The sequence below is a fragment of the Psychrobacter sp. NZS113 genome, from assembly GCF_015864825.1.
Classification (GTDB): domain Bacteria; phylum Pseudomonadota; class Gammaproteobacteria; order Pseudomonadales; family Moraxellaceae; genus Psychrobacter.
Genome location: NZ_JADYWL010000001.1, coordinates 302,861 through 326,207, shown reverse-complemented (window position 1 = coordinate 326,207; position 23,347 = coordinate 302,861). Strand labels below are relative to the sequence as shown.

The following is a 23,347-nucleotide window of genomic DNA, read 5'->3' as shown; positions in this document are numbered from 1 at the left end:
ATTAATCTCATAAAATACATTCAAGATAAACTGTCTAATCTACAGGCGATACTATTTTTTGGATAAAGAAGGATGGTCAGTCCAAACATAACGTAATAACCAGTCTTTCGCTTCACCTGCATAGTCAATACCAATACGTGGGCGCAGCGATATTGGTGGCTGACATCCATCATCTTCTACCCAAACAGCTGACGCTGAACCAATCACTTTGCCATATAAATCTCGATCAATTTGCAATCGCTTGGTTAATTTTCCAGGGCCGGCAAACTGCTTGGGATGGTTAAGTTGTTTGTCTGAGCTAAGCAACTGCTCGTCAACTAGACGATCACTATCCTCTGTCAAAAACCCAGCCCGTATCAACACCGACTCTGGCGACTCTGCAGCACCACTGATTAAGTTAAGCATATGATGTATGCCGTAGGTCAAATAGACATAGAACACACCGCCTTGCTCATACATGATTTCAGTACGTGAGGTTCGTGTGCCTGCATGGGAATGACAGGCAGGATCACTTTCACCGATATAGGCCTCAGTCTCTGAGATACGCATGCGCAATACTTTCACCGTGCCATCGGTATCTATCAATTTTCTACAGAGCACTTTGCCAACTAAATCGGCGGCGACCACACAAGTAGGACGAGTAAACCAGTCAGGTGCTAAAACAGTTGAAGAAGCAGTAGACATTAGCGAAACCTTTTCTTATTTTTATCATCTAATTGACATGACCAAATACTAATAAACCAGTATTAATAAATTAGCACAAAATTAAAATAAGGTATTGAGAACAATGTTTATGCTATGTTTGATTTTTTATACGAGTTAGACTATAAATCTGTGTCCAAAAGGCTAATATCGATAGTGCGTAGTAAGCATCGATACTTATGGATAAAGAGGATTTCGTCATTAAGCATTATTAATAAATAGATAAACACCGTAGTCTGTTTTGAGTAGTTCCACAAATATAGGCTGTTTTAAGTGGTTTGTTAATAGGTTTAAAAGGTAAAATAATTGGTTCCGCTGGGGTATACTCATAAATGATAGATACTATCTGAGTGGAAATGTTATTTAATTTTGATTTTACTCTCATAAGTAACATATGATGTGCAAATATGACATTTATCAATATTAGTTGTGTCTTTCCTCTTTCTTAGTGTTTTCTACAAGCGAAAATACTCTTTACTTTGGTTATAGGTATGATTCAGAGCTTCCAAATTAGAAATATTGGTACATACGATGCAGCAGGAATAAGCTGTGATAACTTAGAAAAAGTTAATTTTATTTATGGAGCTAATGGTAGTGGAAAGACTACAATCTCTAAGCTACTAAATAACCCACAATCTAACTGTACGATTAACTGGTTAGATAACCGTACACTTGAAACTCTTGTATATAATAAAGATTTTAAAGAAAAAAATATTCTTAATAGTAGTCTTAAAGGTGTTTTTACAATTGGTGAAGAAGATATAGATAACGAAAGAAAAATCATAGAAGAAAAGGTTAAATTAGATAAACTGATAGATAATATTAGACGGTATACAGTTACATTAAAAGCTCAACAAGATTTATTAACAGCATTAGAAGAAGAAAAAGTAGAGGCTGTGTGGAATAACAGTGCGCTAATAAACCATGATCTCCTCAGGAGTTCTTTATCAGGTTTCCTAGGCAAAAAAAAGTTCTTTTTTCACTAGGAATCTACAAGGGTTAAGCGATAATACGCCAATTTTAACATTGGAAGAATTAGAAGCCACTGCAACGTCTCTTTTTTATGACGACACATCTGCAATATCTAACATACACAATATATCACCAGAAACTCTGTCCAGAATAGAAAACAACACTATTTGGAAAGAAATAATAATAGGTAAAAATAACGTTGGCATATCAAATCTAATAGAGCATTTGAGAATTAGTGATTGGGTAAGCACTGGTATAGCATATATTCAAGAAGATAATAGCACATGCCCATTTTGTCAAAAAGAGACAATCGACGATGGGTTTAGAGAGAGTATAGAAAATTATTTTGATGATACTTACAAAGAAAACGCCACTCTAGTAAAGACGTTGCTTACTCATTACGTTACCGAAGCCAGAGCTATAGAATCATCATTAGATCATATAATCGGTATACATGAGCAGCCTACTCCTTATAGCTTTGACATAGACCTATTCAAGCAAATTTCTACTCAACTTAAAATAAAATTCGAGTTAAACATTAATATTATGCGTGAGAAATCACATGAGTTGAGTCGTGATTTAGATATTCACACTACTTCAGACGAGTTCGAGAAATTACAGGAAATTATTGCTAATTCGAACGGTGCTATTCAAGTTCATAATAATTTAGTTACCACCTTAAGTACCTCAAAAAATCTCTTGAAACAGCAAGTATGGCACTACACAGTCGCTTCCAATAAAACCATACTCGACGAATATAACTCCAAAAAAATCAAGCTAGGTAGAGCTATAACAGCTCTTAGAAAGGCAATTGGTATTGCGAACTCAAGAATTGCGGGTATTGAGGAAGTGCTAGTAGATCTTTCGCAGATACCAACTAATACTTTATCAACAGTTCATGGCATAAACGCTTCGTTATTATCTTTCGGTTTTACTGGGTTTACTATACAACCTGTTGCTGAAAATAAATATCAGCTACATAGAAGTGACGGTACTCTTGCTAGGGATACTTTAAGTGAAGGTGAAGTAACATTCATAACTTTTCTTTATTTTTATCACCTATGTAAAGGAGGGCGAACTGAATTTTCAATAAATACCGATCGGGTGATTGTAATTGATGATCCAATATCAAGTTTAGATAGTAATATCCTGTTCGTTGTTAATAGCTTGGTTAAAGACATAATAAAAAACGTAAAAACTGATGATAATCATCAATTTAAACAATTAATAATATTGACCCATAATATTTATTTCCATAAAGAAATATCATTTGTGAACGGTCAAGCACAGTCGGAGAATACAGTTAATTTCTGGAAATTGAGAAAATCAGAAAATAAGACAAGTATTATCAATTATCAAAATAAGAATCCGATATACAGTTCTTATGAGATGTTGTGGCGAGAGTTACAAGAAAATATGAGGTCTCCAATAGCTATTCAGAACTCTATGCGACGAATAATTGAGAATTATTTTAAAATTCTTGGCAGTATGGGGGATGATGATATTCTAAATAAATTCACATGTCCGAATGAGCAGTTAATTTGTAAATCCCTCATATGTTGGGTCAATGACGGATCTCACTGTATTCCAGATGATCTATTTATTGATGGGCAATTTGCATCTATAGACGAATATAATAGAATTTTTGAGGCTGTGTTCGAAAAGACAGGTCATATCTCACACTATAATATGATGATGAGAAATACGAACAATAATATAAGTCAAATAGCTGTCTAAGAAATCTCACAGCCCTTATTGTAAACAAAAATAACGATACAAAGGCTCACTACATGTATATTACCAAGTACACCGCGACTACCTAAATAACTCAAACTATTGATACCATTAGCCTACAGCCAAAGATTCGAGTCCTTACGAGGAACCGACATTAATATAATGCCATAAAAAAACTGAGCACATGGCTCAGTCTTTTATTGTATGTTATGAAACTTAATCGCTTAGCTTAATGGCACACCAATACGGTTGGCCACTTCTTCATAAGCTTCGATCACATCGCCTAATGATTGGCGGAAACGATCTTTGTCAAGTTTCTTTTTGGTGATTTTATCCCAAATACGGCAACCATCTGGTGAGAACTCATCACCTAAAACGATGCGATCATGGAATACACCAAACTCCAGCTTGAAATCAACCAGTATCAAATCGCCTGCATCGAACAGTGCTTTTAGTACATCGTTTACTTGATGAGTCAGCTCTTTCATTCTTGCCAATTGTGCTTCAGTTGCCCAACCAAGAGAAACAGACAGTGACGTATTAACCATTGGATCACCAAGCGCATCGTCTTTATAAAACAGCTCATAAGTAGATGGCGTCAATGCTTGGCCTTCTTCTAAACCCAAACGACGAACCAAGCTACCAGCAGCAAAGTTACGTACTACACACTCAACCGGAATCATATCTAGACGTTTTACCAATACTTCGTCTTCAGACAATTGCTTTTCAAAATGCGTTTCGATACCAGCATCAGCGAGCTTTTGCATGATAAAAGCATTGAAACGGTTATTGACCACACCTTTACGTGCTAACTGCTCGATACGCTTACCATCAAGCGCTGATGTATCATCACGGAAATGTAAAATTAAAAGATCATTGTCTTCTGTTTCATAGACAGATTTGGCTTTGCCTTTATACAGCAGTTGTTGCTTTTGCATTATGAGAGTTCCTGTTCGTTCAAGCTTATGTGGTAAAAACGCGCAGCTACCGCTAGTTTTTTTATAACAGCGTTCATAATTAAATTAACGAGTATAAAAAACCAACGGTATAAATAGGGAAATATGTTTAATTGGAAAGACCGCTTACAGCACGCTGAGGCTGTGGTAATTTATACTGGCTACCAGATTCGTTCTCTAGTTTTAGCGTATTTGTACCTGCATCAGGTGTGGCATATAAAGGCACAAAAGGTGCTGCTTCTGTAGCAGCTGGCAGTTCTATTGGCGCAAGCTTTTTGCTTTGCTGATACTCTAAGCTACCGTTGTCACGCTTACCAAGTAGGTTTTTAGTCGCTTGGCAGCCGCTCAATACTAGGGTACTTCCTAGTATCAAAGTCAGCATCGCAGGGAATATTTTTGTGGTCGTTGATGAGCTGTTCATCATATTATCTCTCTGAGTTAGCAATGATTGCTTATTTGGCTTATCGTGTGTATGAGGTCATATAGAATTTGCTAAGCCTATGTCACTGATGACTGACTTAGCATTTATAATACTCGATGTTATATAAGTTCACACAAATCTATATTAAGTTAGCACGAACCAAGGCTTCATCAATAGTCGCATGATGTTGCTCCGCTAGCCAAACCAATGGCAGACGAATGCCCTTATCGATTATGCCCATTTTATGCAAGGCGTACTTAGCTGGGATAGGGCTTGATTCGATAAACAAATCACGATGTAAGTGTTTAACGATATCGTGTACTTTATTGGCAGCGTCAAAGTCACCGCGGAGCGCAGCCGTAAACGTCTTGCTCATCGCTTGCGGTGCAACGTTGGCCGTCACTGAGATGTTACCTTTGCCGCCGAATTTCATCAACTCTAGCGCAGTGCCGTCATCACCTGACAGCACAACAATTCTATCACCAACGGCTTTAATCAATTGCTCACCGCGGCTGACAGATCCGGTCGCATCTTTAATAGCCACAATATTGTCAATATCACATAAACGCTCAACGGTATCTTGGGCGATATCGACGACTGTGCGTCCTGGTACGTTATAAAGCATCTGCGGGATATTTACCGCTTCAGCAATGGCTTTATAATGTTGGAACAAACCTTCTTGAGGTGGCTTGTTATAGTAAGGTGCTACGAGCAATGCGCAGTCTGCACCAGCATCGGCTGCATCTTGAGTCAGCTTGATGGCTTCCATTGTATTGTTGGCCCCTGTACCAGCAATGACCGGTACACGACCTTTGACATGCTGTACAAAGTAGCGAATCACATCGCTATGCTCTTGCATAGACAATGTCGCTGACTCACCAGTGGTACCGACAGCAACTAAGCAATGGGTGCCCTGTTCAATCTGCCAATCTATGAGATCTGCCAGACGTTTATAATCAACCTTGCCGTCAGGATGCATGGGCGTTACCAAAGCTACCATTGAGCCTTGTAGTCGGGTTTTGATCTCGTCGTATGCTGTGCTCATAACCGTGCCTTACTGTATTATCCTAGCTTTTGTCAAAGCTGTCACATGATAGGTCGTTTGCAAGAGCCAATTCTCATACTTATGGTAGTACATAACAATATGTATAACCATAAACGCAATTAGCAATGTCTTGCCTGATGGTAGTGCTAAGTGTATTTCTAAAACAAATATTTTTCTACTGCAAAAGCGTCCACCACATAAATAATGATGTGCTCAGATCTGCATTGACATTGTTTTTGCCAATGACTGACAGGGCTTATTCGACAATAGAAATTTAATGATAAAAACGCCTGCTAGTGTAGCATATTTTGATTTGACCGCTATCAATCAATTAACGGTCAATATGGTTATTATGCAGCAAATAACACGCCGCTTCTCTCATCATATACTGCCAATGTAGGGCCTAAAAAAGCGTGTTAATAATAACATTATTATTAAACAGTCAGTTTAGCGCAATGGATAAGCACTTATAAGGCTTTTGGCACATATTAACGAATTGTCAACACATCGATAGTGGGGCGATACAACCGAAAAGGTAGTCCTCGTGTGCCTATACCACTACTGACAAATATCTGCGCACTGGCATGTTGATATAAACCTCGCTGCTTACCCACACGACCGTTATTTGACAATGTCGACTGCTCATCGCTCTGTTGTACATCTGGATTTTTTTGCCCCCACCAACTGTTTCCTTGAATGGCTTTATCAGCACCCGTAATCAATAGCGGTCTCGGCTGTAGAGATTTGGGTAAGTCGCTGAGACTATCAAATCGTGAAGCCAAAATGATAACAGGGTTAATAGCGTTAGCGATTTCAAGACCAAGTGCTATTTTTGCAGTAGTATTCAAGTTCTCAGTATCAGTGAATCTCTGAGGAGTATCTTGCCAGCCGCAGAGCGCTGCGACTATTGAGTTGGCATTCAAGTCTTGCTGTTTAAGAGTATCTTGGTTAAACGGTCGACTACTCACAGGGCTCATACACTTAAGCGGCAACGAGGTACACTGCTGACCAATATAACTGATATCGAGTACATCAAAAGTACTGGCCAACGTATCTTCCAGTAGCGGCTGACCTTGCTTAGTTGTATTAATCGATTGATAGCACAAATCTGACGTGCTCATCACCGTATAGACAGGTTTATTAACCGCTTTAAACAGCATAAGCTGCCCCACCAAATCTGCACTTGGGTAATACAGCCAGTCACCTGTAATCAGTACAGCATCGGCTGTCAGAGCATTGATAGTGGCAACAAGCTTGCGAATATGTCGTGGTTTACCGCTATATATCCCCATACGTAAATCAGCCAGCACAGCGACAGTAAGTGGTTTTGATAAATTTAAATCAACAGCATGATGCTCTACTCGTAAACAATTAGGCTGTACCACCACAGTATAAAAGTACAGGCCCATTGCGAACATGGCTAAAAGCAATGATGGTACGGATAATTGCGCCAGCACTGGCAACACATTCTGCGACCAACCTATCACCATCAATACGATCCAAACGGGCATGGTATAGGCTGCGTAATACAATACTAATTTAATCCAGATACGCAAAAAACGCTTAGTAGGGTTCGCATTAAACGTTTGTAATATTGACCACAGTACGATGTACGCTAGCAATGCTGCTGACGTAGAGATACCTAGTATATATAAAACATGGTCAGTCATAATTACCTGATGGTTGTGTAACGGTATGAGCCTATCAAACAGCTTATAGTCAATCCTATATTAGAGTGTATGGAGTGCTAAATAAATCACTCCATGAATACGTTTATCATAGGTTGTAATAATTTATGAGGGCGTGTTTCGATTGTAATAACAATCATAAAAATGGAGCATTTAACCCATCAAAACGATCATCTATTGAAGCAATCTTCTATCTCGCTAAAGACAAACCTTTAATCATGGGATAAAAAAATCAGCCATTATAGAGGTCAGCCTCTACGATAGACAAGTATAATTGTTGACGCCTACTATCACAATTTGTTCACTCATACTATTTTTAATAGTATCTCTCGTGTCGTTGAATCAATGTCAAAAAGGGTCAAGATACCAAGTACAGCTGTATAGGCACAACTTCAAGCAAGGTTAACGTGACCTCTCTTTTATAATGCATTGATGATCACTACCTTCCTAACTACTCAATTCTTAACCCGATAATCGCAGGGATGCCTTGACGGATAACCTCCATAGTCACCACGCCCTTTTCAGGTAGCGATGAAATAGCATCTGAAAAGTCAGTCACTTCCTTAATCGGTTTTTGATGAAAATTGGTAATCACATCCCCCGCCAATATACCCGAACGTGCAGCAAGCCCAGTAGGGTCAACCGTAGTCACCAAAATGCCTGTTTTATTGTCTACGGCGATTTCGGCTTGCTCATCAACGGTCAAATTACGTAGACGCAAGCCCAACTGTACATCGTCATTCTGTTGATCCCCGCCTTGAGCTCTAACATCATCGGGTGCATAAGCAAGCTGGCCGCTGACCATCATCTGCTTACCATTACGCTGAATCTGCGCACGGAAAGCATCACTTGGTTTGGCTCTATTGAGCAGATTCAATAAATCTGATGCCTGCATAATCTGCACATTGTTATATTGCAAAATAATGTCACCAGATTTTAGACCGGCTTTTTGTGCTGGTGAGTCTGGTGACACACGTGTTAATAAGGCACCTTGAGGGCGAGCCAGCTTATAAGCCTCAGCCAAATTGCGATCGATATCTTGTGGATAAATACCTAGATAAGCACGCACCACTTCGCCATCTGTTTTTAACTGCTGATAGATATCCATTGCCGCATCGATCGGTATCGAGAACGATAGACCCATATAACCACCGGTACCACTAAAGATACGCGAGTTGATACCAATAACTTCACCGCGCTGGTTGAATAATGGACCACCTGAGTTACCGGGGTTCAATGCCACATCTGTTTGAATAAATGGCACACTGGTCTCACGCGAAAAACTGCGTGACTTGGCACTGACAATACCAGCGGATGCCGAATAATCAAAACCAAATGGTGAACCAATTGCTAGTACAGGCTCTCCTACTCTCAGAGCATTTGAATCACCGATAGGTAGAGGTGGGAATTTATTACCCACGACTTTCAACACTGCCACATCTGAACGCTCATCACTACCGACTAAAACCGCATCTAACTCGGTTCTATCATTGAGCGTCACCGTGATTTTATCAGCGCCTTCCACCACGTGATGGTTGGTCAGCATATAACCATCAGAGGTGACAAAAAAAGCCGTGCCATAAGCATGCTCAATCGCTGGCATGGTAGCCTGTTCAGGGATACTTAGGCGGTCTCCAAAAAACTGACGTAGCAGCTCAGCTGTCTGCGCCTTGGCAAGTTCAGCCTCACTGATCGTTTTTGTGACGTTCACACGGGCGACTGCTGGGGTCACTTGTTGCACTAAATCGGAGAAGTCTGCTGTAGTAACCGCGGCTTGAGCACTCGTCATAGTCGTGGCAGTCATACCAACGACTAGCGATGTACTGACAGCGAGCGCCAACGCACTACGCTGCAACCAATGTTGCAAATTCAATTTAGATTGTGCTGTAAACATATCTGTAGGCATACCATCCTCCATATGAGTGATCATGATTGTTATTATTGTCAACGTTAATAAATTTGTTCTGGTTATTCTCTAAAGCTATTACTAGACAGGTGAAAAATGTGACTTGAGCTCAGGTCATCTTGGTGTTTTTTAGCTTGTGCGTATATGTATATGTTGCTGCCTCTGTATTGCAATCATTGCTGCAACTTTTTATAGTAGATTCGCGATACAAGCTACGTGCACGATAAATGCCGCTACTGTATGATTAATAAACCATCACATTATCTTGCCATCGCTCTGATAATTCAGGATAACCCAATGTAAGGTTATTTCATAATGGTTCTGCACCCTATTGTGGCTGCTCACTATTATAATCAACCCACTATAATATCGATACAAGATAGCCGAATACAAGCAATACCTCTATATAGTCAGCAAAGTTGAAGATGTAACCGTTTCATAATGGGTAAACTGTATCGTGATAAGGTCGGTCCTAGTAAGTAGGAAATAAAACCATGTTATGATGGCAAGCCTAATAACTTTATAAAAAACGCAGGTTAATAGCCATAATCATTACGGACTATATATTTATAGCATTGGCTATCATCACCCTTATTTTTCATCTTTTGCATATCTAGAGGCGCTTATACCATTTCTAAAAATTTGCATAGCAGCAAAACAAGGGTAAGTACTACCGCTAGTAAGCTAAGCTTGTAGAATAAGCACTGTCGACACTGCTAATTGTATTTCTTGGAATGGGTGTTATTCGTCTAGGAATGCGTTTGTCTTTATTACTTTATAGTATATATATCATATCTGGCTCACGTTGTGATTCATGATGACTGTCATTATTACCATCGTTGTCATTATTGTCACTTAGCCATTGTTGTCGCTCAGATTTTGTAAAACGTGCCTCTATAGAGTATGGCATCAAACTATTTATGACACTGTCTTATGGCAGTTACTCTATGGGCAAGCGCTAAAAAGCGATTGATAGATATAAAATATGACAAGATTATAAAAGGATCAATTTATGGATACCGCCCTATTATTATCTGGCGTGGTTGGGATTGGCATTGCCGCCCAATGGTTGGCTTGGTATTTAAAGCAGCCGTCCATTTTATTTTTATTACTGATTGGTATTATCGTCGGCCCAGTGCTAGGCATCTTCGATCCCGATTTGGTATTGGGGGAGCTGATGTTCCCTTTCATCTCTTTGGGCGTGGCGATTATTCTCTTTGAAGGGTCACTGACTTTAGAGTTCGATGAGATTAAACAACACGGTACCGTTGTACAAATGCTGGTATCGGTCGGCGTGCTTATTACCATCGCTATCGTCGCGTTATCGACATATCTATTATTTGACGTCGATCCACTGATCGCCTTGCTATTCGGTGCGCTGGTTTGCGTAACTGGCCCAACGGTCATCATGCCGTTACTGCGTAGTGTGCGCCCGAATAAGACGATATCTAACATTCTGAAATGGGAAGGTATCATCATTGATCCAATCGGCGCCATTGCGGTGGTATTGGTCTATGAATATATTATCTCTGGCGGTGAAGCCAGCAGTATATTATTGTTTGCTAAAATCGTCGTATTAGCGACTGCAATGGGTATGGCGGGTGCTTGGGTACTCGCGTTCCTCATGCGCCGCCATATGATTCCTGAGTTTTTACGCAATGTCTTTACCCTTGCCTTTGTCTTGGTTCTGTTCTCAATATCGAACCATTTAGAGCATGAGTCTGGTCTATTGACCGTTACGGTATTAGGCGTGGCATTGGCAAACTGGCCAAAATTCCCACGTGAGACCATTCTAGAATTCAATGAATCTTTAACTATTCTACTGATTTCGGTGCTCTTTATTATTCTTGCGGCACGGGTAGAACTGGCAAGCTTAATGAGTGTGGGCTTTGCAGGTTTGCTGCTGCTCGCCATCGTGATGTTCGTGGCGCGCCCATTGTCTGTTTGGGCATCGGCTATCGGCTCAAACCTCAAGACAAATGAAAAGCTGATGATCAGTTGGATTGGCCCACGTGGTATCGTCGCGGCGGCTATCTCCTCACTGTTTGCCATTCGTTTGCAAGAGTATGATATTCAAGGTGTTGAGCTACTCGTGCCCTTGGTATTTATGGTCATCATAGGTACCGTTATGATTCAGGGCTTGGGCTCAAAAGTGGTCGGCAACTTGCTTGGCGTCCGTGAGCCTGAGACCAACGGTATTCTTATCGTTGGTTCAAACCCTATCGCACTATTGATAGCCACGTCGCTAAAAGACCAAGGCTTTGATGTCATCGTTGCGCATAATAACTATACCAATATTGCCCGTGCACGCATGAGCGGTTTGCGTACTTATTTTGGCAATCCCATCTCTGACCATGCCGATCATAACCTTGATCTTATCGGTATTGGTCGTCTATTTGCCATGAGTATGGATAAAGAAATGAATACCTTGTCCGAGATTCATTATCGTCATGAATTCGGTGAGCGTAAATTGTACCGTCTCAAATTCAGTGATGAAAAAGTCAAAAGCGAACGTGAAGACAAGCAGTCGAGCTTTCAGTCACAGTGGCTGTTTGGCAAAGATGCGACTTATACCAAGCTTGCCAGCATGCTGTCGAAAAAGGCACGTATCAAGATTACCAACATCACGGATAGCTATACCTTTGAACAATATAAAGCGGATAACAAGCAATTTGTCCCGCTCTATACCATAGACAAAGAAGGCAAGTTGCACGTCATTACCGATAAGTTCGATGGCATCGTACCGCGCGATCGTAAGCTTATCTCACTAGTGGTAGAGGATGAAGTGCAGCCAAAGCCAGTAGATGTGACACCTAAGCAAGAGCAAGCGCGTATGGCAGCAGATGCCAACTTTGAGTCCAGCTCAAAAGCACCAGAAAAACGCAAGGAAAAAGAGCTGAGCGATGAGAATACTGATGCAGCCGAGCAAGCGACGGATAACGACAAAGAAAAAGGCGCTGAGCAGAAAAGCACTGAGCAAAACACCATGAGCGATTCATCAAGTCATTCAAGCAACGATGCTGAATCTAAAGACTCTTCAACGTCGCCAGCAACGACTAATGACAAAATTGTCGAACCAAAAGACGAGTCTGCTAATAAAGGGGTAATGTCAGCGAACTCAACCGCTATCTCCAAAACTAAGACATCTACCAGTAGCAATACCAACGGTAATGGTAATGCACCTAAGACCAAGAAAGGCGCGCTTGATCCAAGTCGCTTACCTGACTCTGGTCAAGACAATGCCAACAGTTCTGACATCGACACTGCTCAGGATGCAAAATCGACGAGTTTAGAAAGCAAGGTAGATAACGAAGTAAATAATAAAGAGAAGTAATAGTAAATAGTTAGAAAATAGCCAGTAAATAAGTAATGATGACCACTTTTTGCGTGGCTATTTACCGACTGTATTAATGGTTCAAAAAAAACAAAAGCCCCAACGTAATGTTGGGGCTTTTTATGGTGACGATTTTGATAATCGCCCTACTGTGGTCAATCGTCAAAATCTGGAATCTCAGAATTTTCTTAATCGGACGGCTATTTAATATCCAACTTATCTTGTACCGTCATCCATATTCGCACACCTACTTCATCGGCATTGCCTGATGCATCAATACGCTGTATGCGCTCAGGATACTGGGTGGCAAGTCCATCAAAACCTGTATGTACCCAAGTAAAAAAATCGGTCGCTTGCTGCTCAAAACGATCTGCAGCGCTGCGCTTGTTGGCGCGTGCCATACCCTCTAATACTGGTAAGTCCAACCATAATGTTAGCTCGGGCAGTTGTGGCACAAACTGCTCGATGAGCGCATCAATCTTGGCTCGTACTGCCTCATCGCCATGCGCACGACCAAAGCCTTGATACGCAATGGTTGAATCAGTAAAACGGTCACATATCACCCATGTGCCACGTTGTAGCGCGGGTATAATCACTTGCTGTAGATGATCACATCGGGCGGCAAATAGTAGCAACAGCTCTGTATCATCATTAATATCGGTCGCAGGATCTAATAATATCTCTCGTAAACGCTCTGCAAATGGACTGCCACCTGGCTCACGGGTGCGCAGATACTGGATGCCACTGTCCTCTAATCGCAGGCAGAGTTGTTCAATTGCTGTGGTTTTCCCTACACCCTCTGTACCTTCAAAACTGATAAAACGTCCTTGATTGGGCATGGTGTCATGGATTTCGTTGGATGAGGTTGTTTGAGATAGATGGTCTTGCATAGGTGCTGACATGATATGACCTTGTGTCATTGATGAGCGTTATGTAGATAATTACATAGCGCTCAGTAAATGATAGGTTTTAAAAGAGAGACGGACTAATTTACTGTGATGCTGCTTGTGCTTTCTTTTCGCGCATGACTTTTAGATAGTCTTTTACCGCTTGATTGTGTGCCGCCAGACTATTGGTGAATTTGTGCCCACCTGTACCAGTCGCTACAAAATATAATGCTTCGCTGTCTGCAGGGTGCAAAGTTGCTTCGATAGAAGCCGCTGATGGTAGCGCGATTGGTGTTGGTGGCAGGCCATCAATTTGATAGGTATTATAAGACGTTTTTTCATTGATGTCTTTGCGGCGAATATTGCCGTCATAGCGACTGCCCATACCGTAGATAATGGTCGGATCAGTTTGCATACGCATGCCTTGATTCAGACGGTTTCTAAATACCGCCGACACCAACGGACGCTCTTCTGCCACGCTGGTTTCTTTTTCGATAATAGAAGCCATCACCAACGCCTCATAAGGTGTGCTATAAGGTAAGTTAGGCGCGCGACCTTCCCACGCTTCGGTCAACGCTTGCTGCTGACGCTTATACAAATCCGTCAGTACCTGCTTATCAGTGGTATCCTCACCATAATAATAAGTATCAGGGGCAAACCACCCTTCGAGATTGTGATTGACGATAGGATCACTGTCATTGATGACCGATGCTGGCAAGATGCCATCTAACTCCAACGCTTTGGCAATACTGGCATTGTCGCTATCAGCAGTCAGTACTTCTTTTTTGATACCATTATTATCACGTAGTGTCTGATATAGGTCTTTAGAGGTTTTGCCTTCGATGATTTGTACCTTTACCATCGCTGCTTTTGCACCTTGTGCTAGCACTTGCAACGCTTCGGCAATAGTAGGATTTTCTGGTAACTGGTAAATGCCCGAATGTAATGGTGCATCGACTTGCGACTTGATATAAAGCTTGGCCACACTGGCAGAAAACAGCGGAATCTGCTGTTGCCACTGCGGCAGTAGACCATAGTAGGTCTGACCCTGCTCAATCGTGACCTTTTTTGCGGGCTGCTCGATACGTCCAAACAATGTCTGATAGACCATCACTAAGAAAAAAGCAGCAATCAGCCCAAGCACGAGCAATACCTGATAACCACGCTGCATAAAGAACGATTGATTGTCCACTCTATATTGGCGCGGCTTACTCTCTCCGCTGATCAGTGAGACATTGGTCGCGGGCTTATCCTCCACCTTATCCACTACCGGCTGCGAGTCTGGTAGTGTGGTATCGACACGCTCCTCAACGCTGCTATCTTTTTTATTAGATGGCTCATTATTAGGACGTTCAGGAGGCGTTTCAGGTGTAGGTGTGCTCATGGCAACTCGCGAGGCAGATGTTTGCTAGAATTTAGCACTGAACCGTGCGATTTTCAATGGTATTTGCTTAGCTTATGAATTATCTTGCTATTGATGCTCATTTATATGGCTTAATACTCATACCCTTTTTTCAGTATTCTGAGCTTATCTATCAAGAATGAAAACATCCTATGAACCTACATTTTAATCAAAGTCTTGCCAAAAATTATAAATCACCTAGTCAAATAATTCGGGTATTAAGTGAAAACTGGGTCGCAACCAATAGCTACTGCCCTAACTGTAATACCCAACCATTATCAGAATTTACGAACGGCAAACCTGTCGCTGATTTTTATTGTGCACATTGTAGTGAGCAATATGAGCTAAAAAGTAAAAAATCCAAATTAAGTAACATCATTAACGATGGTGCTTATAAGACGATGATTGAACGCATCAATAGTGCAGACAATCCCAATTTTTTCTTCCTGACGTACTCAAAAGAATATACCGTCAATAACTTTCTAATTATTCCTAAGCAGTTCTTTAAGCCAGATATTATTATCAAGCGTAAGCCGTTATCAGCGACTGCCAAACGCGCAGGTTGGGTCGGCTGTAATATCGACTTGCGCCAAGTACCAGAATCAGGCAAAGTGTTTTTGGTCAAAAATCAGCAAGTCATACCACGCGAAGATGTCAGCCAGCAATTTCAAAAAACCTTGTTTTTACGAAAACAGTCTGTTGCGTCTCGTGGTTGGACACTAGATATCTGGCAATGTATCGATAGACTCGATACTAATTTTTCGCTAAAGCAAGTTTATGGTTTTGCTGACGAGTTAAAATTTAAACATCCCGAAAACAAATATATTCCAGATAAAATCCGTCAGCAGCTACAGATACTACGTGATAAAGGCATTATTGAATTTGTGAGCCGTGGTCATTATCGAAAGTTATACTAATCGCTTCTCGTTGTAGCGCTCAGGTCTCGGCTTTCCTTTTTTATCACGGTATACATCGGCAATTAGCTCATCTCTATCATCCCATAGCGGTAATCTTGCAGTGGCAACAAGGCGCTGATGAAACTTATGCGCTGGGTAATTCCAATCAGTCTCATCATTAATTTTGAAAAAATGCTCTTCACTATAATCAACGTAAGCATGCATTCTATTTTTCACATAATCATTCCACTGCCATAAAAGCCCAACTGCATTGCGAGCAGGCTTGGTAAAAGCTTTTAAGTTGACTGTCAATGCACACATCACTAGCTCATCATTAGGGATAACTGAAATACGCTGCTCAATAACCTCCTCTCGCGTGTACGCATACTCGAACATACCACCAAAGGCTAAAAACCTTTTAAAGTCTAGTAAATACATCACACCAAATGATAATTGGGTATAAGGTGATAAATGCACAATTTCATCAGGCTTACTTTTAGCCAGTTGGCAAATTTCATCAAAAACCATCAAGCGACGAATTTGTAGCGGAATCCTAGTTTCTTCATAGACTGAGCGCATGCGATTTTATCCTTTTAAAAAACCGGATCATTGATCGATTTGCTTTAAGACACAAGACCACGTAACAAAAGACGATCACTTCTTTTGAGCACTTTTGCTAATCTAGTTGGCATTGATAACTGAAGTTATTTGTGAGAAATGAAAGTGAATACGATGAAAAAAGATGAGAAAGCAGCGCGAAAATTTCAAATAGAGATTGTTGAGACGATGAGTGCTCTTATAGAAGTGGTTGCAGAAGATAAACAAAGTGCGCTTTTGAAAGCGCAAGAGATGTATAGAAATGAGCAAGTGGTTTTATATTCTGATGATTTTATCGATACCAAAGTTAATATTTTTCAATAATAGCTAAACGGATTGAAAATCCACAACCTCACTAGATAATAATGTCAGACTATTCATTGGCATGATGCCACGTAATGCATTGCAAAAGAAAACCTGCGTTAGTTTGGGTAAGTCTTCATCTTGTAGCGACCTTGTCACAACTGGATATTCCGTATTTGATAAAGCATCGATAATCACTTGCCGCATAACGCCAGCAACGCCCGATTGAGCCATAGACGGCGTATACCACTGGCCAGTGATTAGGTAATTTTCATTATCTTTATGAGCGCTAGAAGTGGTTTCGGATTCTGATAGTGGTGCTTCTGACAATTGATAGAATACATTGCTCATCGTACCCTCAACCCACTGCCCGCTCATATCGCGCAGCAGTCCTTCACTAAGTTTTGAAGCAATTTTAGATGCCAATGGCTCAGATTTTATACGCTGTAGCTCACCACTAGCGAGGACATTATCTAAACGACTGAGGCTTTTGAGACCTGCCAGCGGTGGCGGTAAGCAAGCAATCTGAGAGGACAAACATATTGCAGAGGCATTAGGTTGGATGGGTACCAAGCTCCCATCGGGCAAAGACAATTGCAGCGCCGTAGTGACTCTCATGGTCGTAGCCTTTAGCCACATCTCACAGTCGCTGCCATTTGCACTAGGTGTATAACCATAACCGCGCACATCCTGCGTAGCGCGGGTTACTACCAGTTTGAGCATCCCTTGCTGTAATTGCTGGGCGTACAATTGCAGTACTGCTAATAGCTCTTCGCTATTTATATTTAGCTGCAACGCATTAGCATGAGAGACAAGCCGCTGATAATGATAGTCTGACCACAATATTTGCCCATCGATGACGCCCATAGTAGTAAAGAACCCATCAGCGTATGCCAGTCCGCGATTATCTAGAGACATCGTTACCGTTGGGTCAATCGCCCTATTATCTTCGATCACCTTATTGTCTTGTGGGTATAGACATACCCAGCCGTTCGGCACTGACGTCGTATCTATCATGAGTTAGCTATTATCTGTTTGGGCATCTGCTTTATTGATGACCAGCATACAACTATAGAACTCACATTTTGCCAGCTCTACTTTCTGACCACCGATGGTTTTGTTTTTGATAATTTGTACATTTAGCATATCAGCCACGAGATTACCGCCCTCATCACCCATCAACTTGCGTGCAAGCTGATACGCTTTTTTGGCATGATTTTGACTCAGCTCTTTTTCTTCATCAGAGTCGGTAGGATTCGCAAAATACCAACCCAGCTCCAGATACTTTTCAGAATCAATGATGTCTAAGTAAGGCGCTTCAGTATCCATAAAACGATACTTGGCAGCCGGATTACTGGCATAGTCCAAGCTGTTTTCATCAGTGCTCAAAACTTTACCAAAGGTCGACTGGATACCATCCAAGTCACCGACGTTGATTGATTTGACACTTTCGTTGCCCCATGCCGAGACGTCATACTTTACTTGTGTGCCTTGCTGAGCTGTTCCAGCTTCTACCTCAGTATTCGTTGCAGCGCTATCATCTGCTGAAGTCGTATCAGTGACTGCCTGCTCACTGGCTCCTGCATCGACACTTTGGTCATTATCTGTATTGCTATTACAGCCACTCAACGACACACCAACTGCCATTATCGTACTGGCCAAAAAGGTCTGTAGGCTATTATTCCACATGGGCAATTTACTCACACTTTCAGATTGATCTCAAAAGAATATTAGCGAGCAAGCAAATATGCCGCTGCTAATGAATAATGTTTTTTTATGGCTTCACGTTTTCAAAGCCAATTTTTTATAATGTAATAACCACTATAGTCGATTCAATTTAAAAGTAGTACAAGGCAAACGAGTGTAGATATATATGTGATACTTCAAGCGAGGTTAACGCTGTCATACTTTTATAGTGGAATGACTATATAGGGCGTGTCATATAGTTTACCCAACTGCTTGATACTTGACTACCCTTTACGTTACGGATAACACTCCTAGAGAGTACATATTTGTTAAATACCTAACGCATAAAAAAATGCCATCTATTCAAGCATTTATTCACGAAAGCCTCGGTTTGTCAAACTTCGTGTTATCCCTTATGATAATAGCGCTCCAACGACTCTCTTATTAATGCTTTTTTGCCTCTTATAGCTCGCGGACCATATATGACCCAGCATTTTATCGTTATTGGCAATCCTATTGCCCACAGTAAATCCCCTGAAATCCATACGCTATTTGCAGAGCAAGCAGCTATTGATATCAGCTACCAACGCCAGTATTGCCCTGACGATGCTGCCAGTTTTACCGCAGTGGTCGAAGCGTTTTTTCATGGTGGCGGTGTCGGTGCCAACGTGACGGTGCCATTTAAGCAAATCGCTTATGACTGCTGCGTGGCGCGTGGCGGTCTGTCTGAGCATGCCAAAGTTGCAGGTGCAGTCAATACGCTACTGTTGAATAAAGCATTATTAGAGAGTGGTACACCAATCGCTGATGCACTCTATGGTGACAATACTGATGGTCAAGGTCTCGTCAATCATATCACGAGCTTAGGCTGGCCATTAAAAGGTGCGCGTGTGGCACTCATTGGTGCAGGCGGTGCGGCGCGAGGCGTGGTATTGCCATTGATTCAAGCAGGTATCGGGGCATTAACCATTGCTAATCGTACACTGAGTAAGGCGACCAATTTAGTAGATGAGCTAAGTACCGCGAGTGAAACTATCGGTAAACATAGTATCGAAACTTGTGCGACCAGTGAATTGACCGGACAATTTGATATCATTATTAATGCCACTTCTATCGGTCTGTCAGGTGATACCTTGCCACTAGATAATGACTTAAACTGCCATTATGCTTACGACATGATGTACGGTCGCACGCTACCATTCTTACAGCATTTTGCGGCACGTGACGCGCAGATATCAGAGGGTTATGGCATGCTGATTGGGCAAGCCGCCTTAAGCTTTGAGCGTTGGACGGGTCATACCGTTGATGTGACGCAAGCCACAAAGGCCCTAAATGGTCGTTAAGCTAACAGACACAGGCTCTACCAGTAAAAAAGGCGTATAAATTCAATTTATACGCCTTTCTCTTATCGAGTTCTTATCTAGCTCTTATCCAAAACGTGCCAGTAGCCAGTTTTCCATACGCCGTAATGGCACACGTAAATTGGTAGAATGCATCACCACGCCGCCAGCCAGAGCCACCATACAACCAATGGCGGTATCCACCAAACGTACGTAGGTCACATGTTTATACGCCTGCTCCACTAGCGGTACACCACTGCCATATTCAGCAATAAATATGGTCAGCGGTGTGATAAATATCACGGCTAAACCATAATGACGGTCAACCAAGGATTCAATACACAGAATCATCATCAACACTGAAGCAGCCACGCCCCATACCGACAACCCCCACGACATCATCCAGCTGGCCAGCCCTGCACCCACCAATGTCCCAAGCAAACGGTGTGCTTGCTTAATCCATATCGTACGCAGATGAATGCCTTGAATAATAATAAAACAACTAACTGCCGCCCAATAAGGGTGAGACATATTCAGCATCACTGCAATGGACAAAGACAACGTCACAAACCCTGCCACAATCACACTTTCACTAATGGTATCTTCCTGATAAGTATAGATTGGCGCAGGTTTACACTCACGTGTCAGTAATAAAAACAAAGAGTATGGCAATGCCATCAGCACTGCGAATGCACTACCGAGCATGATAAGACCAATGGTATGTGGTAGCTGAGCAAGTGTGATAGGCATAAATAACGCGATAGCGCCTGCCATCATAATAAATAGCCCACCCGGTGGTGGCTGCTGATAATAGCGGCTAAACAGAACCACACTCAAAGATATCAGTACAAAGATGGGGAATATCAAAATAGGAATCTGCTGCGCCATCAGACCGAGCGCAAAGCATAGCGACATACCAAAGCCCCAAGCCATCACAGTGACCAAACGATATGGCAGCTTGCCAACTAAGGGCAAATTCAGAATCACCATTGCACCTAAGGAGCTGATAATTCCTGCAGACAATGCATCAAAATAAGCGCTGACAAAGACAGGAAAACTGATGGTAGTCGCAGAAAAAAGCGGGATGTGCCACGGCCGACGGCTTTTATTGACTGTCGTTAAGTGTGTTAGCTCACTGTTAATAAAGTTCGCAATAAAAACTTTAAAAATAGCGAACCATCGCTTGAGCGACGACATTGGTTTGGAGTCAACCATAAGACCCTGTCCTTACAAAATAACGTAACGTTATTAACACAATGGCGGTTAATAAGTATGTGATGATATTCTTAATGCTGGTAAATCTGAGTGTTGGTAATTCTGAACATCTAACAAAATATTAAATGTATAAACATATAGGAAATACTTGATTAACCTTAAACAAATCCTTTATATCAATAACTAATTTTTATATTAATTTTTATTATTTATGAATATTAGTTATGAAACATATATTTATTGCTAAAGAAGATTTATAATAAGAAAAATTATACACCACTGCCCATTATTAAATAGAACATATCAGCTAATAACAGCATCAAAGAAACCGCCTTAACCAACCCATTTCTGAACACACTTATATTTAACGCATATCTCACTTATAAATCGACATCAACAAATTAAAGAGAGCACCTATGTTAACTTACAAAGCGCCTTTACGTGATATCAAGTTTTTGATAAATGATGTTTTTGACTTTCAAACGCATTATAAAGATTTAGACAATGGCGAAAATGCTGACCCTGAAACAATCGATATGATTTTGCAAGGCATGGCTGACTTTGCCGAAAACGTACTTGCCCCTCTTTATCAACCGGCTGATGCAGAAGGCTGTCATTTTGATAATGGTGTGGTGACTACGCCTAAAGGTTTTAAAGATGCCTATGACCAGTTCGTCGAAGGCGGCTGGCAAGGTATTTCTTACCCAGAAGAATACGGTGGTATGAACTTACCAACGTCGTTAAACCTAATTAAAGCTGAAATGATTGGTACGGCTAATTGGCCTTGGGCAATGTATCCTGGTCTATCAACAGGTTGTATCAACACCATATTGCAGTACGGTACTGATGAGCAAAAAGAGACCTACTTGCATAAATTGGTTGAAGGCTCTTGGGCTGGCACCATGTGCTTGACTGAGCCACAATGTGGTACCGATTTGGGTCAGGTTAAGTCTAAAGCTATTCCGCAAGAAGACGGTACTTATAAGCTTGGCGGCACCAAAATCTTTATCTCAAGCGGTGAGCATGATTTAACAGAAAACATTGTGCATATTGTACTAGCGCGCCTACCAAATGCACCAGAAGGTACTCGCGGTATCTCACTATTTATCGTACCAAAATTCTTGCCAAATGCAGAAGGCGAGATTGGCGAGCGTAATGGCGTCACTTGTGGTTCTATTGAACACAAAATGGGTATCAACTCATCAGCAACGTGTGTCCTAAACTTTGATGATGCGGTCGGTTACCTAATTGGTGAGCCGAACAAAGGCCTGAAAGCCATGTTCACCTTTATGAACACGGCACGTATCGGTACTGGTATCCAAGGTTTGGCACATACTGAACTGTCATTCCAAAACGCCCTACCTTATGCAATAGATCGCCGTTCTATGCGTGCGCTATCAGGCACTAAAGAGCCTGAAAAAGTGGCTGATGCCATTATCAATCATGCCGATGTACGCCGCATGCTATTGACTCAAAAAGCCTTTGCCGAAGGCGGCCGCTCAATGATTTATCATTCAGCACGCTATGCGGACAAAATGGCGCAAGGCATCATTAATGGTGATGACGAAGAGTTCGAAAAATGGGATGACAAGCTTGGCTTCTACACGCCAATTCTAAAAGGCTTTTTGACTGAGCTTGGTATTGAAGCAGCCAAACATGGTCAGCAAATTTACGGTGGTCACGGCTATATTAAAGAATGGGGTATGGAGCTGATTGCTCGTGATGCCCGTATTGCCACCATGTATGAAGGCACCACCGGTATTCAGGCGTTAGATTTGTTAGGCCGTAAAGTGATTTTGCAGTCAAAAGGTAAAATTATTCGCGACTACACATCTAGCATTATGAAATGGTGTGGTGAATATGCGCTAGACAAAGACATGCGTAAATTTGTTTGGGCACTAACCAAGCTATGTGCTGAGTGGAATACTTTGACCGTACGCTTAATGCTAATGGCACGTAAAGATCGTGAAATCATCTCTGCAGCATCGGACGATTTCTTAATGTACTCAGGCTATGTAATGATGGGTTACCACTGGGCACGTATGGCAGCAGTGGCTCATGACAAACTCAAAAACGGCGGCGTAGAAGCCCCAGAGTTCTATAAAGCCAAAATCCAAACGGCAGAATTCTACTTTGATAAGCTGTTACCACGTACCTCAGGTCACGCCGAAGGTATGGTTGCACCAAGCGAAAGCATGATGACAATGCCAATCGAAAGCTTTGCTTTCCTAGATTAAGATTAAAAAGTTAATAGATGACACAT

General features: G+C 41.6%; 19 protein-coding genes. 7 read left to right on the top strand and 12 right to left on the bottom strand.

Going from position 1 to position 23,347, the window contains the following annotated elements:
* Nucleotides 1-51 precede the first annotated feature (51 nt).
* The gene (locus tag I6E61_RS01400) at nt 52-684 is read right to left on the bottom strand and encodes a DNA-3-methyladenine glycosylase (protein ID WP_197128813.1); all 633 of its coding nucleotides are present in this window, start codon (nt 682-684) and stop codon (nt 52-54) included.
* Nucleotides 685-1,193: 509 nt separating this feature from the next.
* Between I6E61_RS01400 and I6E61_RS14260 the strand changes: the two genes are divergently transcribed.
* The gene (locus I6E61_RS14260) at nt 1,194-1,688 is read left to right on the top strand and encodes an AAA family ATPase (RefSeq protein WP_197128812.1); all 495 of its coding nucleotides are present in this window, start codon (nt 1,194-1,196) and stop codon (nt 1,686-1,688) included.
* 40 nt (nt 1,689-1,728) lie between these two features.
* The gene (locus tag I6E61_RS01390) at nt 1,729-3,411 is read left to right on the top strand and encodes an AAA family ATPase (protein WP_265091272.1); all 1,683 of its coding nucleotides are present in this window, start codon (nt 1,729-1,731) and stop codon (nt 3,409-3,411) included.
* A gap of 221 nt (nt 3,412-3,632) precedes the next feature.
* Here the strand turns inward: I6E61_RS01390 and purC are convergent, their stop codons facing one another.
* The 5 genes from purC to I6E61_RS01365 form a co-directional block, all read right to left on the bottom strand.
* Nucleotides 3,633-4,346 carry a phosphoribosylaminoimidazolesuccinocarboxamide synthase gene (gene purC / locus I6E61_RS01385; RefSeq protein WP_197128811.1) on the bottom strand — a complete coding sequence of 238 codons (714 nt, stop codon included), beginning with the start codon at nt 4,344-4,346 and terminating at the stop codon, nt 3,633-3,635.
* A gap of 127 nt (nt 4,347-4,473) precedes the next feature.
* The gene (locus I6E61_RS01380; protein WP_227685618.1) at nt 4,474-4,788 is read right to left on the bottom strand and encodes a hypothetical protein; all 315 of its coding nucleotides are present in this window, start codon (nt 4,786-4,788) and stop codon (nt 4,474-4,476) included.
* A 136-nt stretch (nt 4,789-4,924) separates the two neighbouring features.
* Entirely contained in the window at nt 4,925-5,830 is a 906-nt protein-coding gene (gene dapA / locus I6E61_RS01375) for a 4-hydroxy-tetrahydrodipicolinate synthase (RefSeq protein ID WP_197128809.1), read from the bottom strand.
* Nucleotides 5,831-6,318: 488 nt separating this feature from the next.
* Nucleotides 6,319-7,500, bottom strand: coding sequence for a hypothetical protein (locus I6E61_RS01370; RefSeq protein ID WP_197128808.1), 1,182 nt, complete (start codon nt 7,498-7,500; stop codon nt 6,319-6,321).
* A 469-nt stretch (nt 7,501-7,969) separates the two neighbouring features.
* Nucleotides 7,970-9,424: a Do family serine endopeptidase gene (locus I6E61_RS01365; RefSeq protein ID WP_197128807.1), complete on the bottom strand. Its 1,455-nt coding sequence runs from the start codon at nt 9,422-9,424 to the stop codon at nt 7,970-7,972.
* Between the two features lie 1,012 nt (nt 9,425-10,436).
* On the opposite strand from I6E61_RS01365, the gene I6E61_RS01360 reads away from it, so the two are divergent.
* Nucleotides 10,437-12,758 carry a sodium:proton antiporter gene (locus I6E61_RS01360; protein ID WP_227685617.1) on the top strand — a complete coding sequence of 774 codons (2,322 nt, stop codon included), beginning with the start codon at nt 10,437-10,439 and terminating at the stop codon, nt 12,756-12,758.
* A 200-nt stretch (nt 12,759-12,958) separates the two neighbouring features.
* Here the strand turns inward: I6E61_RS01360 and tmk are convergent, their stop codons facing one another.
* Nucleotides 12,959-13,660 carry a dTMP kinase gene (gene tmk, locus I6E61_RS01355; RefSeq protein ID WP_197128806.1) on the bottom strand — a complete coding sequence of 234 codons (702 nt, stop codon included), beginning with the start codon at nt 13,658-13,660 and terminating at the stop codon, nt 12,959-12,961.
* Between the two features lie 88 nt (nt 13,661-13,748).
* Nucleotides 13,749-15,029 (bottom strand): endolytic transglycosylase MltG, encoded by a 1,281-nt coding sequence (mltG, locus tag I6E61_RS01350; protein ID WP_197128805.1) that lies wholly within the window; start codon nt 15,027-15,029, stop codon nt 13,749-13,751.
* A 170-nt stretch (nt 15,030-15,199) separates the two neighbouring features.
* Between mltG and I6E61_RS01345 the strand changes: the two genes are divergently transcribed.
* Nucleotides 15,200-15,964, top strand: a complete 765-nt coding sequence (locus I6E61_RS01345) for a DpnI domain-containing protein (protein ID WP_197128804.1) — start codon at nt 15,200-15,202, stop codon at nt 15,962-15,964.
* Here the strand turns inward: I6E61_RS01345 and I6E61_RS01340 are convergent.
* Nucleotides 15,956-16,522 (bottom strand): hypothetical protein, encoded by a 567-nt coding sequence (locus I6E61_RS01340; RefSeq protein WP_197128802.1) that lies wholly within the window; start codon nt 16,520-16,522, stop codon nt 15,956-15,958. The two genes, I6E61_RS01345 and I6E61_RS01340, sit on opposite strands and share 9 nt — an antisense overlap.
* A gap of 153 nt (nt 16,523-16,675) precedes the next feature.
* On the opposite strand from I6E61_RS01340, the gene I6E61_RS01335 reads away from it, so the two are divergent.
* Nucleotides 16,676-16,864 carry a DpnD/PcfM family protein gene (locus I6E61_RS01335; protein WP_197128800.1) on the top strand — a complete coding sequence of 63 codons (189 nt, stop codon included), beginning with the start codon at nt 16,676-16,678 and terminating at the stop codon, nt 16,862-16,864.
* Nucleotides 16,865-16,867: 3 nt separating this feature from the next.
* Here I6E61_RS01335 and I6E61_RS01330 read toward each other — a convergent pair whose 3' ends face one another.
* Complete coding sequence (locus I6E61_RS01330) at nt 16,868-17,860, bottom strand: aminotransferase class IV (RefSeq protein ID WP_197128798.1); 993 nt, start codon at nt 17,858-17,860, stop codon at nt 16,868-16,870.
* A 3-nt stretch (nt 17,861-17,863) separates the two neighbouring features.
* On the bottom strand, nt 17,864-18,532 hold the full coding sequence (locus tag I6E61_RS01325) for a hypothetical protein (RefSeq protein ID WP_197128796.1): 669 nt from the start codon (nt 18,530-18,532) through the stop codon (nt 17,864-17,866).
* A 479-nt stretch (nt 18,533-19,011) separates the two neighbouring features.
* Between I6E61_RS01325 and aroE the strand changes: the two genes are divergently transcribed.
* Complete coding sequence (gene aroE / locus I6E61_RS01320) at nt 19,012-19,872, top strand: shikimate dehydrogenase (protein ID WP_197128794.1); 861 nt, start codon at nt 19,012-19,014, stop codon at nt 19,870-19,872.
* An 84-nt stretch (nt 19,873-19,956) separates the two neighbouring features.
* On the opposite strand, the gene I6E61_RS01315 is transcribed toward aroE, so the two are convergent.
* Nucleotides 19,957-21,084 (bottom strand): FUSC family protein, encoded by a 1,128-nt coding sequence (locus I6E61_RS01315; RefSeq protein WP_197128792.1) that lies wholly within the window; start codon nt 21,082-21,084, stop codon nt 19,957-19,959.
* A 416-nt stretch (nt 21,085-21,500) separates the two neighbouring features.
* On the opposite strand from I6E61_RS01315, the gene I6E61_RS01310 reads away from it, so the two are divergent.
* Nucleotides 21,501-23,321 (top strand): acyl-CoA dehydrogenase C-terminal domain-containing protein, encoded by a 1,821-nt coding sequence (locus I6E61_RS01310; RefSeq protein ID WP_197128790.1) that lies wholly within the window; start codon nt 21,501-21,503, stop codon nt 23,319-23,321.
* Nucleotides 23,322-23,347: the final 26 nt, after the last annotated feature.

Coding starts and splice junctions, on each gene's coding strand:
- I6E61_RS01400 (WP_197128813.1), bottom strand. CDS start 684: ATGTCTACTGCTTCTTCAACTGTTTTAGCACCTGACTGGTTTACTCGT.
- I6E61_RS14260 (WP_197128812.1), top strand. CDS start 1,194: ATGATTCAGAGCTTCCAAATTAGAAATATTGGTACATACGATGCAGCA.
- purC (WP_197128811.1), bottom strand. CDS start 4,346: ATGCAAAAGCAACAACTGCTGTATAAAGGCAAAGCCAAATCTGTCTAT.
- I6E61_RS01380 (WP_227685618.1), bottom strand. CDS start 4,788: ATGATGAACAGCTCATCAACGACCACAAAAATATTCCCTGCGATGCTG.
- dapA (WP_197128809.1), bottom strand. CDS start 5,830: ATGAGCACAGCATACGACGAGATCAAAACCCGACTACAAGGCTCAATG.
- I6E61_RS01370 (WP_197128808.1), bottom strand. CDS start 7,500: ATGACTGACCATGTTTTATATATACTAGGTATCTCTACGTCAGCAGCA.
- I6E61_RS01365 (WP_197128807.1), bottom strand. CDS start 9,424: ATGCCTACAGATATGTTTACAGCACAATCTAAATTGAATTTGCAACAT.
- I6E61_RS01360 (WP_227685617.1), top strand. CDS start 10,437: ATGGATACCGCCCTATTATTATCTGGCGTGGTTGGGATTGGCATTGCC.
- tmk (WP_197128806.1), bottom strand. CDS start 13,660: ATGTCAGCACCTATGCAAGACCATCTATCTCAAACAACCTCATCCAAC.
- mltG (WP_197128805.1), bottom strand. CDS start 15,029: ATGAGCACACCTACACCTGAAACGCCTCCTGAACGTCCTAATAATGAG.
- I6E61_RS01345 (WP_197128804.1), top strand. CDS start 15,200: ATGAACCTACATTTTAATCAAAGTCTTGCCAAAAATTATAAATCACCT.
- I6E61_RS01340 (WP_197128802.1), bottom strand. CDS start 16,522: ATGCGCTCAGTCTATGAAGAAACTAGGATTCCGCTACAAATTCGTCGC.
- I6E61_RS01335 (WP_197128800.1), top strand. CDS start 16,676: ATGAAAAAAGATGAGAAAGCAGCGCGAAAATTTCAAATAGAGATTGTT.
- I6E61_RS01330 (WP_197128798.1), bottom strand. CDS start 17,860: ATGATAGATACGACGTCAGTGCCGAACGGCTGGGTATGTCTATACCCA.
- I6E61_RS01325 (WP_197128796.1), bottom strand. CDS start 18,532: ATGTGGAATAATAGCCTACAGACCTTTTTGGCCAGTACGATAATGGCA.
- aroE (WP_197128794.1), top strand. CDS start 19,012: ATGACCCAGCATTTTATCGTTATTGGCAATCCTATTGCCCACAGTAAA.
- I6E61_RS01315 (WP_197128792.1), bottom strand. CDS start 21,084: ATGGTTGACTCCAAACCAATGTCGTCGCTCAAGCGATGGTTCGCTATT.
- I6E61_RS01310 (WP_197128790.1), top strand. CDS start 21,501: ATGTTAACTTACAAAGCGCCTTTACGTGATATCAAGTTTTTGATAAAT.